The sequence below is a fragment of the Streptomyces sp. ICC4 genome, assembly GCF_003287915.1.
Taxonomy (GTDB): Bacteria; Actinomycetota; Actinomycetes; order Streptomycetales; family Streptomycetaceae; genus Streptomyces; species Streptomyces tritrimontium.
The window spans coordinates 6,732,332-6,749,099 of sequence record NZ_CP030286.1; the positions used below are offsets into that span (position 1 = coordinate 6,732,332).

At 73.3% G+C, this 16,768-nt stretch carries 18 protein-coding genes; 8 read left to right on the top strand and 10 right to left on the bottom strand.

Features of this window, described 5'->3' with window-relative positions:
* Nucleotides 1-429: 429 nt before the first annotated feature.
* The 4 genes from DRB89_RS31540 to DRB89_RS31555 all read right to left on the bottom strand — a co-directional run bounded on the left by DRB89_RS31540 (nt 430) and on the right by DRB89_RS31555 (nt 4,183).
* Nucleotides 430-918, bottom strand: a complete 489-nt coding sequence (locus DRB89_RS31540) for a hypothetical protein (RefSeq protein WP_112448950.1) — start codon at nt 916-918, stop codon at nt 430-432.
* Complete coding sequence (locus DRB89_RS31545; protein WP_204357729.1) at nt 915-2,393, bottom strand: FAD-dependent oxidoreductase; 1,479 nt, start codon at nt 2,391-2,393, stop codon at nt 915-917. The genes DRB89_RS31540 and DRB89_RS31545 overlap by 4 nt, the downstream gene beginning before the upstream one ends.
* A gap of 108 nt (nt 2,394-2,501) precedes the next feature.
* Nucleotides 2,502-3,119 (bottom strand): toxin-antitoxin system, toxin component, encoded by a 618-nt coding sequence (locus tag DRB89_RS31550; RefSeq protein WP_162688807.1) that lies wholly within the window; start codon nt 3,117-3,119, stop codon nt 2,502-2,504.
* Nucleotides 3,116-4,183 carry a hypothetical protein gene (locus tag DRB89_RS31555; RefSeq protein ID WP_112448948.1) on the bottom strand — a complete coding sequence of 356 codons (1,068 nt, stop codon included), beginning with the start codon at nt 4,181-4,183 and terminating at the stop codon, nt 3,116-3,118. The genes DRB89_RS31550 and DRB89_RS31555 overlap by 4 nt, the downstream gene beginning before the upstream one ends.
* Before the next feature lie 292 nt (nt 4,184-4,475).
* Here DRB89_RS31555 and DRB89_RS31560 point away from each other — a divergent pair, with 292 nt between their 5' ends.
* Entirely contained in the window at nt 4,476-4,898 is a 423-nt protein-coding gene (locus tag DRB89_RS31560) for a hypothetical protein (RefSeq protein WP_112448947.1), read from the top strand.
* Here the strand turns inward: DRB89_RS31560 and DRB89_RS31565 are convergent.
* Together DRB89_RS31565 and DRB89_RS31570 are read right to left on the bottom strand one after the other, a co-directional pair.
* Nucleotides 4,884-5,687, bottom strand: coding sequence for a helix-turn-helix transcriptional regulator (locus tag DRB89_RS31565; RefSeq protein WP_112448946.1), 804 nt, complete (start codon nt 5,685-5,687; stop codon nt 4,884-4,886). The two genes, DRB89_RS31560 and DRB89_RS31565, sit on opposite strands and share 15 nt — an antisense overlap.
* Nucleotides 5,688-5,710: 23 nt before the next feature.
* On the bottom strand, nt 5,711-7,525 hold the full coding sequence (locus tag DRB89_RS31570) for an FAD-dependent oxidoreductase (RefSeq protein ID WP_112448945.1): 1,815 nt from the start codon (nt 7,523-7,525) through the stop codon (nt 5,711-5,713).
* Nucleotides 7,526-7,742: 217 nt separating this feature from the next.
* On the opposite strand from DRB89_RS31570, the gene DRB89_RS31575 reads away from it, so the two are divergent.
* Together DRB89_RS31575 and DRB89_RS31580 are read left to right on the top strand one after the other, a co-directional pair.
* Nucleotides 7,743-8,048 (top strand): 4a-hydroxytetrahydrobiopterin dehydratase, encoded by a 306-nt coding sequence (locus DRB89_RS31575; protein ID WP_112448944.1) that lies wholly within the window; start codon nt 7,743-7,745, stop codon nt 8,046-8,048.
* A gap of 17 nt (nt 8,049-8,065) precedes the next feature.
* Nucleotides 8,066-8,806: a class I SAM-dependent methyltransferase gene (locus DRB89_RS31580; RefSeq protein WP_112463904.1), complete on the top strand. Its 741-nt coding sequence runs from the start codon at nt 8,066-8,068 to the stop codon at nt 8,804-8,806.
* Between the two features lie 62 nt (nt 8,807-8,868).
* Here the strand turns inward: DRB89_RS31580 and DRB89_RS31585 are convergent, their stop codons facing one another.
* The 4 genes from DRB89_RS31585 to DRB89_RS31600 form a co-directional block, all read right to left on the bottom strand.
* Nucleotides 8,869-9,300, bottom strand: coding sequence for an RICIN domain-containing protein (locus tag DRB89_RS31585; RefSeq protein ID WP_112453431.1), 432 nt, complete (start codon nt 9,298-9,300; stop codon nt 8,869-8,871).
* 17 nt (nt 9,301-9,317) lie between these two features.
* Nucleotides 9,318-10,166 (bottom strand): aldo/keto reductase, encoded by an 849-nt coding sequence (locus DRB89_RS31590; protein ID WP_112448943.1) that lies wholly within the window; start codon nt 10,164-10,166, stop codon nt 9,318-9,320.
* Between the two features lie 131 nt (nt 10,167-10,297).
* Nucleotides 10,298-11,071: an ABC transporter ATP-binding protein gene (locus DRB89_RS31595; RefSeq protein WP_112448942.1), complete on the bottom strand. Its 774-nt coding sequence runs from the start codon at nt 11,069-11,071 to the stop codon at nt 10,298-10,300.
* Nucleotides 11,068-11,697 (bottom strand): ATP-binding cassette domain-containing protein, encoded by a 630-nt coding sequence (locus DRB89_RS31600; RefSeq protein ID WP_112463507.1) that lies wholly within the window; start codon nt 11,695-11,697, stop codon nt 11,068-11,070. Before DRB89_RS31600 ends, DRB89_RS31595 begins: the two co-directional genes overlap by 4 nt.
* A 71-nt stretch (nt 11,698-11,768) precedes the next feature.
* On the opposite strand from DRB89_RS31600, the gene rpsR reads away from it, so the two are divergent.
* From rpsR to DRB89_RS31625, 5 genes are all read left to right on the top strand, one after another.
* A complete protein-coding gene (rpsR, locus tag DRB89_RS31605; RefSeq protein ID WP_112463508.1) occupies nt 11,769-12,020 on the top strand; it encodes a 30S ribosomal protein S18 in 252 nt (83 codons plus the stop codon).
* Nucleotides 12,021-12,077: 57 nt separating this feature from the next.
* A complete protein-coding gene (locus DRB89_RS31610; protein WP_112451653.1) occupies nt 12,078-12,629 on the top strand; it encodes a GNAT family N-acetyltransferase in 552 nt (183 codons plus the stop codon).
* Between the two features lie 140 nt (nt 12,630-12,769).
* Nucleotides 12,770-14,251, top strand: a complete 1,482-nt coding sequence (locus DRB89_RS31615; protein ID WP_112451654.1) for a Y4yA family PLP-dependent enzyme — start codon at nt 12,770-12,772, stop codon at nt 14,249-14,251.
* The gene (locus DRB89_RS31620; protein ID WP_112451655.1) at nt 14,248-15,567 is read left to right on the top strand and encodes a pyridoxal-phosphate dependent enzyme; all 1,320 of its coding nucleotides are present in this window, start codon (nt 14,248-14,250) and stop codon (nt 15,565-15,567) included. Before DRB89_RS31615 ends, DRB89_RS31620 begins: the two co-directional genes overlap by 4 nt.
* Before the next feature lies 1 nt (nt 15,568).
* Nucleotides 15,569-16,768 carry an aminotransferase class V-fold PLP-dependent enzyme gene (locus DRB89_RS31625; RefSeq protein WP_112451656.1) on the top strand — a complete coding sequence of 400 codons (1,200 nt, stop codon included), beginning with the start codon at nt 15,569-15,571 and terminating at the stop codon, nt 16,766-16,768.

Sequence of the window (16,768 nt, forward strand, 5' to 3'; positions counted from 1 at the left end):
TCCGCACCGTTGCGGGCGCGTGCCCCGCCCGGTCCCCGCCGGCGGCTTTGGGGTTGGGGACCGAGTTGGGGACCGTGCGGGGCTCGTTGCCGGTCCCCGGTGGGGCGACAGTCTCAGGACGGTCCCCGTGCTGGGGACCGTCGGTCCCCTCGGGACGGTCCCCGCGCGGGACGGGGACCGTGTTGGGGCCGGGGTTCAGCTTGGGGACCGTGCCAGGTCGGTCCCCGTTGTGGCGGTCCCCGGTCCCCAGGCCGGTGACGGTCCCCGATGGCTGCGCCGAATCGAGGCCGATGGGGGCCCTGCCTCTTATACACCTCTCCGAGCCCACCGGACCGGCAGAAAACTCCTCTGCCGTCTTCTGAGCGCCGGGTGTGTAGACGGCACGGCCGCGGGCGCCCCGGGGCCCCCTGCGGCCGCACAGGCCCGCCGTCAGACCCCCGCGGCCCGGCGGCGGGCCTCGGCCACGATCGGCGAGGCGTGGAACTCCCGGGCCAGCTCGGTCAGCGGGCGGGAGTCCAGCGGGTACGGAGCGGGGCGGCCGGTGCCGGCACCGGCACCGGCTCCGGTGCCGAGTCCGGCGCCCTCCGCGCCGCGGCCCGCCCGGTCGGCCGCCTGCCGGCGCCGGCAGGCCGCCGCGAGGCCGCTCCAGTGCAGGATCAGCACGATGCACGCGCCGGAGAAGGCGGTGAGCAGGCTGTACACCAGGGGTGCCGAGAAGTTGGCGACGCCCGTCAGCCGGTTGACGGCGACGATGGTCGGCGGCGCGGAGAGGAACACGGCCGGCGAGCCCACGACGAGCAGCGTGCACACGGCGCGCATGAGGGGCTGGTCCCGGCCCCGCCGCAGCGTCGGCGCCTTGACCACCAGTGCCGTGGCGATCACCGCACCCGGCACGTAGAGCACGAGCCCTTCGATCACCGGGCCTGTCCGACGGGATCGGCGGGGTCCGGGGAGCCCGCGGAGTCCCCGGCGGGCGCCGCGGGCGCGGCCGGCCCGTCCTGGTCCAGGCCCGCGACCGTCCGCTCGGCGGCGGTCAGCGGCGGCGCCTTCGGGGCGCCCCGCCCGGAGGCGCGCAGCACGTCCCAGACCACGCCGGGGCGGATCCAGTACGAGGGAGCCCGGTTCATGGTGATGACCTGGAGCAGGGCGGCGGTGAGCGAGGACTTGGTGGTGGCGCCGGTCATCAGCCGGTCCACGTAAGCGTTGAGCAGTCCGGCCCCGGCGCGCGGCTCGATGCCGGTGGCGCCCGGGTACAGGATGTCCTGCGAGGTGGCGAGGTCCCAGGCGACGGCCACCTGCGGGGCGATGGCCCGCTGCGCCTCGCGGCCGATGGACGGGTGCGACAGGCCCTTGGCGCGCAGCAGCGTACGCACGGCCAGCAGGCCCTGGGCGGCGACGGTCATGCCCTGGCCGTAGAGCGGGTTGAAGGTGGCGACCGAGTCGCCGACGGCGAAGAAGCCGTCGGGCAGGTCGGCCTTCTCGAAGAAGATCCGGCGGTTGGCGGTGCCCTGGGTCACCGAGACGTCGGTCAGCGGCTTCCTGCCTTCGAGGAGCTCGCCGACGATGGGGTCGCGGACCCCCTTGGCGAACGGGATGAAGGCCTCCGGGTCGCCCGTGGGCTGGCCGCCGCGGGTGCCGGACAGGGTGGCCTGCCAGCGGCCGTCCTCGATCGGGACGATCGTCGCGGTCTGGCCGGGTACGGGCACCCGGGGGTCGGACTGCACGTTGATGATCGGGAAGCCCGCGGCGTGGGCGCCCTCGGGCGCCTCGAAGATGCGGGTCGCGTAGACGAGCCCGGAGTCCACCCCGGCCTCCTTGAGGCCGCTCACGCCGAGCGCCTCCAGCCAGGTGCGGGACCGGGAGCCGCGGCCGCTCGCGTCGACCACGAGATCGGCGGGGACCAGGCGGTTCTCCGCTCCGGCGGTGTCCACCCGGACCCCGGTGATCCGGTCGGCCGTGCCTTCCAGGCCCCGGACCCGGCTCTGCTGGAGGATGGTGACCCCGTCCAGTCCGATGACGCGGGAGCGGACCACCGAGTCGAGCAGGTCGCGGCTGCAGGAGATGTTGAACTGCATCTCGCCGTGGCGCGGCAGCCAGCCCTGGGCGGTCTTGGTGACCAGGTCGGTGGGCAGGCTGCGGCGGAAGGCGCCCGCTGCCGTCCAGTCGTCGGTGATGCCGGGCAGGATCTTCTCGATGGCGCGCGCGCCGCCGGACCACAGCAGGTGGGTGTGCCGGGCCTGGGGGAGTCCGCGGCGCGGCTCCGGGCCTTGTGGCAGGGCGTCCGCCTCGATGATCGTGACCGTCGTGTGCTCGGCGAGGACGGCTGCCGCGAGCATGCCGGACAGGCTGCCGCCGATGACGACGGCGTGCCGGGGCGGGGAAGACTTGGTCATCGTGTGGTGCTCTCTGTCGGGGCCGTGCGAGGACGCATCGGCGCAGGAGGTGCGTCGGCGGGGCGGGCGGGCGGTGGCGGGCCGCCGGGCGTGTTCACGGGTCCGCGCTCAACGTCCCCAGCCGAACGAGCTCTTGATCCGCTCGATCGCTTCGGGGACCTCTGCCTCCCGGGGTGGGGGGAGGAACGCCTTGAGGATCTTGCCGAGGTGCAGCCCGAAGGTCTCCGCGCGGATCTCCGCCGGGTCCTCCCGGTCGGCGCGCGCGGCCGCCTGCCGCACCACGGAGCCCAGCCCCCGGTCGGAGTCCAGCAGACCGGCGAGGCTGCCGCCGCGGCCCGTCAGCCGGGCGGCGACGGCCATGCCCGGGCCGTGCCGGCCGCAGGTGCCCTCGTGCACGTGCCAGATCTCGTTGCAGGCGATGACGAGCTGGTGCTCGGGCCGGGTGCGCTCCTCGATGACGAGGAGGTCGCGGTCCTCCAGCCCGAGCCACAGCCCGCTGGCCGTGTCGGGCGGGAACGAGGCGAACCGGAACTCCATCGGGCGCCCGCCGCGCACGCGCCCGTAGGCGGCGCACAGGGCCCCGATGATGTCGGCGGCTCCGGCGGCTCCGGCGGCTCCGGCGGCCCCGGCGGCTCCGGCGGCTCCGGCGGGCCGGGCGGCTCCGGCGGCTTCCGCGGCCGCCCGCAGATCGTCGCCGAGCCTGCGCATGGCCCGTGTGGTCCTCACCGTGCTTCCCCCTCGCCGGTGCCCGCGTGGTCGCCGCGCGCGCCGGCGCCGGCGCCCGCGGCGCGCTGGTCCGCGCGGCGCGGCGCGGGCCCGGGCGGGCGGCCCAACTGCCCCTCCCGCGCCAGCAGGTCGTCCAGGTGGTCGGCCAGCGACCTCCAGCCCGCCGGGGAGAGCCGGCCCGCCCGGGTGACGATGCCGCGCACGTCGTGCGCCCGCATCACGGCGAGCATCGGGTTCTCGGCGGACCGTTCCTCGGACTCCAGTTCGCGCTGGATCCCGGCGAGGGCGGCGGCCAGCGCCTCGGTGTCGTCGGCCAGCAGGAATCCGCTCTCGACCCCGTAGAAGCGCTGGATCCCGGCGGCCGCCGCGAGGTTGGGCAGTCCCTCGCCCTGGGCGAGGCGGGTCAGGGACTGGCCCGACGCGTCGAAGGACCCGGCGATCGCGGAGAGCGAGTACGGCTGCCCGTCCGCCCGGGGCCTGGTGCGGCGCAGGTGTTCGAACCGGCCGCGCACCTGTTCCTTCAGGGGGAGGCGGGGCGGGTTCCCGTCGAGGGTGAGCCGGATGTCCTGCGGGGTGATGCCCGTGAGGTACGAGAGGTGCTCCAGGTCGTCGCCCCCCGAGCCGCTCCCGGGACCGGTGGCGGCCAGGGCCCGCTCCACCGCGCTCTTGGCGTCGGCGAGGAGGAACCCGGCGTAGACCCCGAAGAACCGCTGCACGCCGGCCGCGTGGCCGAGCCGGGGCAGTCCGGTGCCGGCGTTGAGCGGGCCGAGGGAGGCCCCCGGGGCGTCGAAGTCCTCGGCGATGGCGCAGAGCGGCCACTCCCGGCCGTGCTTGTCGAGCCGGGTGGCGCGCAGCCGCAGGAAGCGCCGGTGCACCCGCTCGCACAAGGGCGGTTCGGTGGCGGTGCCGGCCAACACCCGGGGGATGCGCGCCGGGTCGACCCCGGACAGGTGGCCGAGCCGCTCCGCGGCGAGCACCTGCGCGGGGTCCTGTCCGCGCCGCTCCGCCAACCCCGAGACGCGGCCCCAGGCCGCGGTGAGGTCGGGTCGGTCGGCGGCTGGCACCGGGCGTTTCTCCGTCAGTAGAGAGAAGGTTCGATCTGGTCGCTCTGCGTGAAGCCTAGTCCCCGGTTCCGTGGCGGAACAGGGAAACCCTCCACCTTTCTTTCCGTCCGGCTCAAAGAAGGTGGGGACGCCGGACCCCCGCCGAGGGGCATGACCCCGGAGGTAATCGACCGGGCCGGGGCCCCGGCGGCACAGTGGGGCCATCGGGTTCCGGGGTCGCGCACTCGGCTCCGGAGCCCGGGTCACCCGTACCCCGCCAGCGCATTCGATCCTCGATGGAGGCTGATCCGCCATGTCCGCAACCCTGCTCACCGCCGTAGCCCGCACCCCCGTCCCGCGGCTCGCGCTGCGCCGCGTGCTCGCCCTCGACGCCGTCGTCACCGCCGGCAACGGGCTCGCCTACGCCGCCTTCTCCGCTCCGCTCGGCCGGCTGCTCGGAGTCGGGCAGGGCCTGCTGCTCGGGCTCGGCGCCCTGCTGCTGGTCTACGGCGCGGGCGTCGCCCTGCTGGCCTCGCGCCCGCAGCCCCCGGCCCTCCCGGTGAAGCTCGTCATCGAGACGAACTGCGCCTGGGCCGCGCTCAGTCTGGTCGCCGTCTTCGCCTGGTTCTCCCCCACCGTGGCCGGGGCGTTGTGGATCCCGGCGCAGGCGCTCGTCGTCGGCTCCTTCGCGCTCCTGCAGCACCTCGCGCTGCGGGCGGGCTCAGGGAGCCAGTGACCGCAGGTACTTCGCCGTCGCCGGGTCGGCGGGGAGCAGGGTCTCGATGGCCAGCTCGGCCACGGTCACGTCCATCGGGGTGTTGAAGGTGGAGATGGAGGAGACGAAGGAGAGCAGGTGTCCGTCGTGCTCGATCCGCAGCGGAAGCGCGATGTGCGCGACCACTTCCTCCGGCGCGCCGCCGGGCCGCTCCGACGCCGGATCGGCGGGATGGGCCGGATAGGCGGCCACCTCCTCGTACAGGGCGCGCAGCGGCGCCGAGCGGACCAGCGCGATCTGCCGCTCCATCTGTTCCAGCAGGTGCCCCCGCCACTGCGGCAGGTTGCGGATCCGCGGGGCGAGGCCCTCGGGGTGCAGGGTCAGCCGCATCGCGTTGAGCGGGCCGGCCAGCAGGTGCTCGGGCAGCCCCTCCATCAGCATCATGATGCCCCGGTTGGCCGCCACCACGTTGTACGTCGCGTCCACCACCAGCGCCGGATACGGCTCGTAGCCGGCCATCAGCCGCTCCAGCCCCTCGCGCAGCACCGTCATCGACGGATCGTCGAGCGGGGTGTGCGCGTATCGGGGCGCGTAACCGGCCGCCAGCAGCAGGGCGTTGCGGTCCCGCACCGGCACGTCCAGCCGGTCGGCGAGCCGCAGCACCATCTCCTCGCTCGGCCGGGAGCGGCCGGTCTCCACGAAACTGATGTGCCGGGAGGAGGAGTCGGCGCGGCCCGCCAGTTCCAGCTGGCTGATCCCGCGCAGCTCCCGCCACATGCGCAGCAGGGCGCCCACCTTCGCAGTCGTCATGACACGAAGTTAGCCCAGCCGGCTCAGCCCAGGTCGAAGGCGTTGCGCAGGCCGAGCCGGTGGCGCCACAGGTCGTTGCGCTTGAAGGGCTCCAACTCCGGGGCCCGGTACATCGGCCGGACCGTGCACCGCGACGCCTTCGAACCGTCCCGGTCCAGCAGGGAGTTGACGGCGGCGCGGGCCGAGGCGTTCGCGCCCTCCATCGTCGCGAGGTCGATGTCGACGGACACGTAGTCCCCGCTGAGGAAGAAGTTGGGGATGCGGGTGCCCGCGCTCGGCCGGTTGTGGAAGGTGCCGGTCGGGTGGATCAGCAACTGGTCCTGGTTGGTGGGGTTCGGCGTGCCCGTCCCGTCCACCCCGGGGTCCAGGAACCACGAGTGCAGCTTCCCGTCCGACAGCAGCGTCCTGCCGGTGTCGTTGAGCGAGGCCTTCAACTGGGCCCACACCTCGCGGGCGATCTCCTCGCGGGTGCACTGCTTGGCCGTCTTCCCGTACAGGATCCCGGGCTTGTCCCATTCGGAGATGTCGACCGACAGGCAGTCCACGGCGGCGCCGTCCCCGTAGTCGGCGGGGAAATCGCGCGCCGGCCAGTGCTCGGCCTGCTGGATCGCCGTCAACGACCAGGGGGAGTCTATGCAGTTGAGGTGTCCGTGGACGAGGGGCGCGCGCTCCGTGAGGTAGAACTGGATGCCCGTCATCCAGTCGGTCCGCAGCTCGTCGCAGCGCCCCAGCATCGGGTCGGCCGCCCGCAGCGCGGCGCTCCAGGTGGGGCGGGCGTGCTCCACGGGCAGCGCGCTGACGTAGTGGTCGGCGGTGACGGTCCGCACGGCCCCGGCCGGGTCCTCGACGAGCACCCCGCTCACGCGGCCGTCCGCGCAGCGCACCTCGCGCACCGTCCAGCCGATGTTGAACTCGACTCCGAGCGCGCGCAGCCGGGCCTCCCACGGATCGATCCACGCCTCGTTGGTCGGCAGGTTCAAGATCCGGTCCGGCGGGCCGTCCGCGCCCCGCCCCAGCAGGTTGAAGACGAAGGCCTCGCCGAGCGTGCCGACCGTGCGGGTGGAGGCCTCCTCGGCCTTGGTCGCCACGATGTTGCGGGTGATGCCGATCGCGAGGATGCGCTGGTACTCCTGCGACATGCGGGCGGCCCGGGTGAACTCCCACCAGGGGGTCCGCTCCCACTGGTCCTCGCGCCGTTCGTCGCAGCTGGTGAGGAAGACGAGGACGCGGTTGACGAAGTACGCCGTCTCGTGGAGCGGGAGGCGGACCAGCGACTGGAGGATGCCGGTGAGGGCCCGGCGCAGCTCGTCGGGGGTCAGCTCGGCGGGGGCGTGCTCCGGCCAGGGAATGGGCGCGCGCAGGTCCTCGCGGCCGGCCGCGCGGGCGAACATCATCTCGCGCGGGGCGACCAGGTTGTCCCAGACGCCGTTGGCGTTGCCGGGGAAGGGGATGCGCCGCATCGTGTCGGGCAGGTTGTGGTAGATCCCGGGGATGAAGCGGAAGCCGTGCTCGGCGGGGAGCGGGCGGCGGCCGCCGCGCGCGCTGCCCGGTACGTCCATGCTGCGGGCCTTGCCGCCGAGCGCCCGGCGCTCGTACACGGTGACCGCGTAGCCGCGTTCGGCCAGTTCGTGTGCGGCGGTGAGGCCGGCGACCCCGCCGCCGAGGACGGCGACGCGGCGCGCCGGTCCGGTGGTGCCAGCCCCGGTGGCCCCGGTGGCCGCTTCCGTCCCGGCGGCCGCTTCGGCCGGGGCGGCCAGGGCCCCGGCCGTGGATAACGCGCCGGCGGTGGCCGCGGCCCCCGCGATGAACGTGCGCCTGGAGTTGCCTGTGCGCGTCACGATGGTGTCCCCTCGATACCCGGTCGATACCCAGCGGTATTACCGGCGGTAACAGTCACGTCCGGCGCAGGAGCATAGGGGCGTCGCGGTGGTCTCGGAAGGCGCGGAAGCACCCGCACGCACTATGGCGCGAAACCTTCCCTGTGCCCTGAGCTGTGGGAACCTTGACTTCACGTCAGGTCAATCGGGCAGTCGTGTACGGGGAAGGAGCCTGTGGATGTCGAGAGAGCCGCTTTCGCAGAAGGAGATCGAGGACCGGTTGCGGGAACTCCCGGGCTGGGCCTTCGAGGACGACCGGATCATCCGGACCTACCGGCTGGGCAGCCACTTCGCGGCGAGCGCCCTCGTCAGCCACATCGCCTCCGTGCAGGAGGAGCTGAACCACCACTCCGACCTCACGCTCGGCTACAACACCGTCCGCGTCTCCGTGAACACGCACGACGCCGCGGACTCCGTCACCGCCGCCGACTTCGCCCTCGCCGAGCGCGTCGAGTCCCTCGCCCCCGCCCACGGCGCCGCCTGATGGCGGTGGCGCGACCCCTGCTCGACTACGACGCCGAGGCCGAGGCCTACGACGCCACGCGCGGCGGAGCCCCGCGCGCCGAGGCCGCCGCCGCGGCGGTCCTCGGCCTGCTCCCGGCGGCCACCGGGACCCTGCTCGCCCTCGGCTGCGGCACCGGCATCGTCACCGCCCGGATCGCCGCCGCCCGCCCCGGGCTGCGCGTCCTCGGCGCGGACGCCTCGTACGGGATGGCCGCCATGGCCCGCTCCCGGGGCGTCCCGGTGGTCCTGGCCTCCGGAGCCCGCCTCCCGGTCCGCCCGGGCTCGCTCGACGCGGTCAGCGCGGTCTGGCTGCTGCACCTGTTGCGCGCACCGGGTGCGGTGGCCGCCGTGATCGCCGAGGCCGGGCGGGTGCTGCGGCCCGGCGGGGTGTTCGTCACCACCGTCGACAAGGACGCCGCCCACGACGTCGGCAGCGACATCGACGAGGTGCTCGCGCCGCACCTCACCCCCGGCCCCGCCGACGCCGCACCCGAGGTCACCGCACACGCGGCCGCGGCGGGCCTGCGCCCCGCCGGCGAAGCCCGCTTCACCGGGTACGGCCAGGGGCGCACCCCGCGCGGGAGCGCCGCCGCACTGCTCGCCGGGCGGTACGCCTCCCGGGTCCGCCCGCGCGGGACCACCCCGCGCGAGCTCGCCGGCCGGCTGGAACGCCTGCCCGGGCCGGACACCCCGCGCGCGGAGCCGACGTACCGGCTGTTCCGCTTCGTCCGCGACTGACGGCCGCCGCGCGGCGGCCCGGGTCCGCTCGGACGGGCGCCGCGCGGCGGGGCCCGGTCCGCTCAGACGGGCTCCAGGCGCCACCACTGCGCGGGCGAGTCCTCGTCCTCGCACTGGCGGGCCCCGCCCTGCGCGTCCGCCTCCAGCGGCAGCCCGCTGATGGCGGCGATCAGCGAGACGACGCCCGGATCGTCGAGGTGTGCCTCGACGATCCACTCCTGCGCCCCGAAGGCGTTGGCCTTCCACACCTGGACCCGGGTGCCGCTCTCCGTCGACGCGTTCGCGACGTCGAGCCGCCTGCCGTTGTGCACGCTGACCACGTGGAAGATCCCGCCGCCGCTGTGCACCGGGGTGACCTCCCACTGCCGGGACGCGTCCGGCCCGCCGTCCGGTCCGCCGTCCGGCCCGACGCCCACCCGGTTCCCGCTCTCGACCCGCAGCAGCAGCCCGCTGGCGACGTTGCGGATCCGGTACACGCCGTCCGGCGCCGCCAGCGCGCTCACGGACGGGCTCAGAAGTCGAACTCGGCCGGATCGGGACCGATCCGGCGGGCCGAGGCGCCCGCGCCCAGGGCGTCCAGCGCGGCGATGTCGGCGGCGTCCAGCTCGAAGCCGAAGACGTCCAGGTTCTCCCGGATCCGCGACGGGGTCACGGACTTGGGGATCACGACGTTCCCGAGCTGCAGGTGCCAGCGCAGCACCACCTGCGCGGCCGAGCGGCCGTGCTTCTCGGCGATCACGGCGACGGCCGGCAGCGTGAGGAGGTCCTTGCCCTGGCCGAGCGGGGACCAGGCCTCGGTGGCGATGCCCAGGCGCGCGTGCACGGCGCGCAGTTCGGCCTGCGGGAGCAGCGGGTGCAGCTCGATCTGGTTCACGGCCGGGACCAGGGAGCTCTCGGCGCCGAGCCGCTCGAGTTCGGCGGGGCGGAAGTTGGACACGCCCACGGCCTTGGCGCGGCCGCTCGCCGCGATCTCCTCGAAGGCCTTCCAGATGGCTACGAAGTCGTCGCGCATCGGGCGCGGCCAGTGGATCAGGTACAGGTCGATCTCATCGAGGCCCAGCTTGGCGAGCGAGGCGTCGAACTCGCGCAGCACGTTGTCCCGGCCCCAGGTCTCGGACTTGCCGTTCCACAGCTTCGTGGTGACGAACAGCTCCTCGCGCGGCACCCCGGACGCGGCGATGGCCTTGCCGGTGCCCGCCTCGTTGCCGTAGATGGCGGCCGTGTCGATGCTGCGGTAACCCGCCTCCAGCGCGGAGCCCACGGCCTGCGCCGCCTCGTCGTCCGGGACCTGCCAGACGCCGAAGCCGAGCTGGGGCATGGGCGTGCCGTTGTTGAGCTTGATGGTGGGGACCTGGTTCACGTCGGGTCGTTCCCTCGGTTCGTCTCGGTGGTACGGGTACGTACGGGTACTCCTACGACCGGCGACAACCTGGCACCGAGGTGGCCTATTCCCGCCGTACGGGTGAACCCGTACGGCGGGAGGGACGAGCTTCAGGCGCCCAGGTAGGCCTCCCGGACCAGCGGGTCGGCCCGTACCTCGGCGGCCGTGCCCTCGGCGAGCACGCTCCCCAGGTCCAGCACGACCACCCGGGTGCAGAGGTCCATCACGAAGGCCACGTTGTGCTCGACGAGCAGCACCGCGCAGCCCTCCTCCTCGGCCAGCCGGCGCACGACCTCCGCCAGCCGTTCGCGCTCGGGCGCGGACATTCCCGAGGCGGGCTCGTCCAGCAGCAGAACCCGGGGCGGATCGGCCACGGCGCGCGCCAGCTCCACCATCCGGGCCCGGCCCACCGGCAGACCGCCGGCGTACGAGTCCCCGAGCGCGCCGATCCCGCAGTCCGCCAGCACCCGGGCCGCCCGCTCCCGCCGCTCCCGCTCCCGGCGGCGCCGGGTGGGCGAGGAGACCAGGTCGGCCGCGAAACCGCCGCCTCCGCCCCGCCACTCCTGTGCGACGAGGACGTTGTCGGCGACGCTGAGCTGCCCGAACAACTGCTGGCGCTGGAAGGTCCGGCGCATTCCGTGCCGGGCCCGCCAGACGGGGGAGCGGCGGGTGATGTCCGCCCCGTCGAGCAGCATCCGCCCCTGGTCGGGCCGGCGGATCCCCGACAGGACGTCGAACAGGGTGGTCTTCCCGGCCCCGTTCGGCCCGATCAGCCCGCACACCTCGCCGGCCCGGACCCCGAGGTCGACGCCGGTCAGGGCCTTGACCCCGCCGAAGCGGACACTGATGCCGGTGGCCTCCAGCACGTAGTCGTCGCCGCTCACGTCGCCACCCCCAGATAGGCCTCGGTCAGCCGGTCCGCGTCCACCTCGGAGCGCGGGCCGCACCAGGAGACCCGGCCCTGGGAGAGGTAGGCGACGGTGTCGGCGATCCCCAGGATCTCGGCCGCCTTCTCCTCCACCAGCAGCAACGCGGTGCCGGCGTCGCGAAGTTCGGTGAGCAGCGCGTACACCTCGTCCACCACGCGCGGGGCGAGCCCGAGCGAGGGCTCGTCCGCGATCAGGACCGCGGGCGGGCGCTGCAGCAGCGGAGCGAGGGCCAGCATCTGCTGCTCCCCGCCGGACAGCGCCCCGGCGGCGACCGCGCGCCGCTCGCGCAGCCGGGGGAACCGTTCGTAGACGGCGTCCCGCTCGTCCGCGTCCCCCAGGTAGAGGGCCAGGTTCTCCTCGATGCTGAGGGCGGGGAAGATCCCCCGCCCCTCGGGCGCCAGCAGCACCCCGGCCCGCGAGCGCCGTACCGCGCCGTCGCGCGTGGCGTCCCGCCCGTTCACGAGGACGGTCCCGCCGGTGACGGGCAGCGCCCCGGCCGCCACCCGGCAGGCGGTGCTCTTCCCGGCCCCGTTCGGCCCGAGCACCGCGAGGATCTCCCCGCGCCGCACCAAGAGGTCCACCCCGCGCAACACGAGCCCCCCGTCATACCCGGCGGTGACACCCCGGAGCTCAAGTGAAGCCCCGCCGGCGTGTGAGGCGCGGGGGTCCGGGGGCGGAGCCCCCGAAGGAGCCGCTACAGTCCCGCCCCAACCCCCTGGACGCGGCAAAGATCACCTACGTCGACTACAAGGACACCGACCTGCTGCGGAAGTTCATCTCCGACCGCGGCAAGATCCGTAGCCGCCGCGTCACCCGCGTAACGGCCCAGCAGCAGCGCCGGCTCGCCGCAGCGATCAAGAACGCGCGCGAGATGGCCCTGCTCCCCTACGGCACCAGCCGATAGGGACTCGCGGCCTTCTCTCCGTGACTCCTCCACGATGCCTCTGGGAGGCTGCCGGACATGACGGTGCACAAGGCCCCCGCATTCCTGGACATCACCCACCCCGAGGACGTCACCCCGGTGCTCAGACGGGAGCTCGTTGACTGCTGGGAAACAGTGGCCAACGCCGGCGGCGCCGTCATCGCCGCCGGATTCCCGCTGCCACCGGTGAGCGCACGCGTCGTCGGGCCCGTGGTGGACGAGCTCATCCACGGGCTCGACCCCCGCTGCCGCAGGCTGCTCATCGCCACCGTCGACAGCGACCTCGCCGGCTGGCTGATCGTCCGCCGCGATCCGCATCCCCTGGTCGCGCACTGCGGCGTGATCAACCACGTGCAGACCCACCCCCGCTATCGCGGCCGTGGCATCGGGGCCGCACTGATGAATCGGGTCCGTGACCTCGCCCGGGACGAGATGGGCCTGGAAAGGCTGTCACTCGCCGCCAGAGGCGGCCTTGGGCTTGAGGAGTTCTACCGCAAGCTGGGCTGGCTGGAGGTCGGCCGATGGCCCCGTGCGTTGCGTGTGGCCCCGGGTGACGACCGGGACGAGATCCTGATGAGCCTGCCCCTCTGACCGTCCCGATCCGGCCGTCCGCCGACGTGTTGCGGTCCCTCCCCCGCCGAGCCGGGGGCAAAGAGCCCGGCGAGGGTTACGGTCGTATGACCGTTTGCCGAAACCGGTACGTATTCCTCGTCGGGGAGGGAACAGCTGGGATGAGCAACGCACCTCTGTACTTGGAGCCGCGCCTTGAACCGCGGCTGACGTCCTTGCTGGACGAGTCTGCCTTCCTGCATACGCTCGTGGACGGGCTCGGATCACCCCTGAACCTGGTGCTGCCTCAGCAGCTCGCGGAGAACGTGGCGCGCTTCCGCTCCGTCCTGCGCCGGCGCCGCCTCGGCGGCCAGGTCTACTTCGCGCACAAGGCCAACCGCTCCAGCGCACTCGTCAGGCGGCTCACCACGACCGGCGCCGCCCTCGACGCCGCCTCGCTCAGCGAGTTGCAGCATGCGCTCGGGTCCGGATTCACCGGAGACCGGATCATGGCGACCGGACCCAAGGACCCCGCCTTCCTCTGGCTGGCCGCCCGCTCCGGAGCGACCGTCAATGCCGACGGGGCCGCGGAGCTGGAAGAGGCCGCCGGTCTCGTCGGCGCGTACGGCCTGCCGCGCCTGCGGGTGCTGCTGCGGCTGTCCGAGTTCGAGACGTCCGGCGCGAAGGTGCTCTCCCGCCGCAGCCGCTTCGGCACCTCCGTGAAGTCCCTGAACGACCTGCTCGACGTACTCGAACGCCACCAGGACGCGCTGGAGCCGATCGGTGTCGGCTACCACCTCGACACCACGAGCCTGGACGAGAAGGCGACGGCGCTGGAGGGGTGCCTGCGGGCCATGGAGGAGTTACGCATCCGGGGGTTCCGGCCGAGCGTCGTCGATGTCGGCGGCGGCTTCGGCGTCAGCTACCTGGCCCACGCCGAACAGTGGGACCGCTACACCACCGAGCTCACCCACGCCGTCATGGGCCGTCGCCCACCCCTGACCTGGGGCGGGCACGGCTACGGCCTGCGCGTGGAGAACAGCACCCTCAAAGGGGCCCTCGGGCTGTACCCGGCACACCGGCCCGTCGTCGGCCCCGACTACCTCGACGAGCTACTCTCGCGCCCCGCGCCGGGCCTGGGACGCCCGCTGGGCACCCTGCTGTTGGAGAGCCTGTACGACCTTTACGCAGAGCCGGGCCGGGCGCTGGCGGACCAGTGCGGTCTCTCCCTCGCCAGGGTGCTGGAGGTACGGCGTACCGAATCCGGGGAGCATCTGGTCCGCCTCGCGATGAACGCCGGCGACGTCAGCCTGGAGGACCACAGCGTCCTGATGGACCCCGTGGTCGTTCCCCGCAACGGCCCTGCGGCGGGCCCACCGGAGCCGGTCGCAGTGCACCTGATGGGCAACCTTTGCCTGGAGGCCGACCTCATCACCCGCAGAACGGTGTTCCTGCCCCGGCTGCCGAACCCCGGCGACCTCCTCGCCTTCGCCAACACCGCGGGCTACTGCATGGACTTCAGCGCCACCCAGGCCCAACAGCAGCCCGTCGCCCGCAAGGTCGCGGTCCAGGAGGTGGCCCACCAAGAGGAGACAGGGGCCTGGAGCTGGTGCCTGGACGAGCACTACTGGCCGATCGCACGTACGGGGGGACAGCAGGGATGAGGTACGAGAGCATCATCGAGGCCATCGGCAACACGCCGCTGGTCCGCATCGACCCGGCCGTGCACGGCCTGCGCAACATCGACCTCTACGCCAAGCTGGAGATGCTCAACCCCTTCGGCTCGCTGAAGGACCGGGCCGCCTGGAACATGGTCCGCCCGGGACTGGCGGACGCCGCGGAGCGCGGCGAGACGATCGTGGAGCTGTCCAGCGGAAACACGGCCAAGGCCCTGGCCCTCATCGCCGGTCTTCACAGGCTGCCCTTCAAGAGCGTCACCAACCGCATGCGCATCCCCGAGATCAAGGACCTGCTCCTGCTGCTGGGCGCGGAGATCGAGGAGTTGCCCGGCCGGAGCGAGTGTCTGGACCCCACCGACACCGAGGACCCGCTGACCCTCTTCCACCAGCAGTTGAACCGCCCCGGCAGTGCTCACCTCCACACCGACCAGTACTTCAACCCCTTGAACGCCGAGGCGCACGCGCAAGGCACCGGACCGGAGATCATCGCGGACCTGGACGGCCGGGCGCCCGACTGGTTCATTGCCTGCGTCGGCACCGCCGGCTCTTCCACCGGGGTCGCCTCGGCGTTGCGCGCTCACGATCCTGCGGTGCGCGTGATCGGTCTGGTGGGGCAGAAATCGGACTTCATCCCCGGCATCCGCACCATCGACGAGGTACAGGAAGTGGGTCTTTTCGACCCTGGCGTGTACGACACGATCGAACCGGTGAGCGCGGACGAGGCCATCGACGGGATGTTGACGCTGCTGCGCCGGTGCGGCCTGCTCGCCGGCCCCACCGGCGGGGCGGCCTACCACGGCGCCGTACGCCATCTCCAGCCGCTCGACGCCGCATTGACCGAGAAGCGGACGGCCGTCTTCATCGTCTGCGACCGGGCGGAGAGCTACCTCGGCTACGTGCGCGAGCGCCGGCCGGAGCTGCTGGGAAGGGCGCCCGTGAAGAACTCGGTCGCCACCCTGACCGCCGCGGAGCTGGACGCCGTGACGGCCGTCGAGGTCGACGCGGCGCAGAAGTGGATCGGGGTGGAGCAGCCGCTGGTGGTGGACCTGCGCGGCCCCTTCGCGTACGCCGCCCTCCACATCGACGGCTCGGTCAACATCGTCGACGAGCTGTTCGAGGAACTGCTGCGGGGAGGCCTTCCGTTCAGCAAGAGCCGATCAGTGCTGCTGGTGTGCCCGGTCGGCGAGAAGTCCGCCCGGTACGCGGCCCTGCTCACGCGCATGGGCCACCCCGACGTACGCAGCCTCGCCGGCGGCATCATCGCCTGGCGGGACTCGGGCGCGCCGCTGGTACGTGACTGACATGGCGGACCCCGCAGCCGAACTCGAGGAGTTGGCGTCGTGGCAACGGCCGCTGCGCGCGCAGTTCCCTCTGATAGTCAGCCACCCGGACCCGGCGTACCTGGACAGCGCTGCCACCACGCAGAAGCCGCAGGCCGTCCTGGACGCCGTACAGGCCTACCTCACCACCTCCAACGCCAACGCGGGCCGTGGCTCGTACCCCTGGGCCAACACCACCACGGCCCTGGTGGAGCGCACGCGCGAGCGGGTCAAGGAGTTCCTCGGCGACCCGGATCCGGACCGGTCATCGGTGCATTTCACGAGCGGGGCCTCGGAGGGGCTGCGTACCGTCGCGCGGGACTGGCTGCCCGCGCTGCTCGCCGACGGGGACGAGATCTTCGTACCGTTCGCCGACCACCAGGCGAACCTCGCGCCCTGGCTGGAAGCCCGGGCGCTGCTGGCCCGTCAAGGGGTACGGATCGTGGTGCGCGAACTTCCGTACCAGGCGGGTTCCGGGGACTACGATCCGGAGGCGCTCGCCAGGGCCGTCGGACCGCGTACCCGCTTCGTGGCCGCCACCCACGTGCACCACGTCTACGGCGTCGACATGAACGTGCACCGCATGCGTGAGGTGGTCGGCCCGGACGTGGTCATCTGTGTGGACGCCGCGCAGAGCATCGGCCATCTGCCGGTTTCCGTGGCCGACCTGGACGTGGACTTCCTGGTCTTCTCCGGTCACAAGGCTCTCGCCCTGCCGGGGACCGGCGCCGTCTGGGCCCGGGGCCTGCGCGGACCGGGCTTCCGGCCGGGCGGCTGGCCGGGCACCCCGAACACGGCCGGCATCGCGAGCCTGGCCGCGGCGCTCGACTGGCTCGACGCCGCCGGGACCGACCGGATCGAGCGCTGGACCGTGGCGCTGGCGGCCTTGCTGACCGACGGACTGAGCCGGATGCCGGCGTACGAGGTCCTCGGCTGCCAGACCAGCCTCACGGCCGGCTCGCAGGTGCAGCGCAGGAGCAGCATCGTGACCTTCCGGCATCGCGGGATCAGCTCCCAGGACCTGGGGTTCATCCTTTTCAGCCACGGCTTCATGGTGCGCTCGGACGATCACTGCCAGGCCGGGCGGAGTGTACGGGACGGCTCGGTGCGGGTCAGCCTGCACGTGTACAACACGCCCGAAGAGATGACGAAGTTGCTCACCGCGCTCGCCGGACTGCAATGA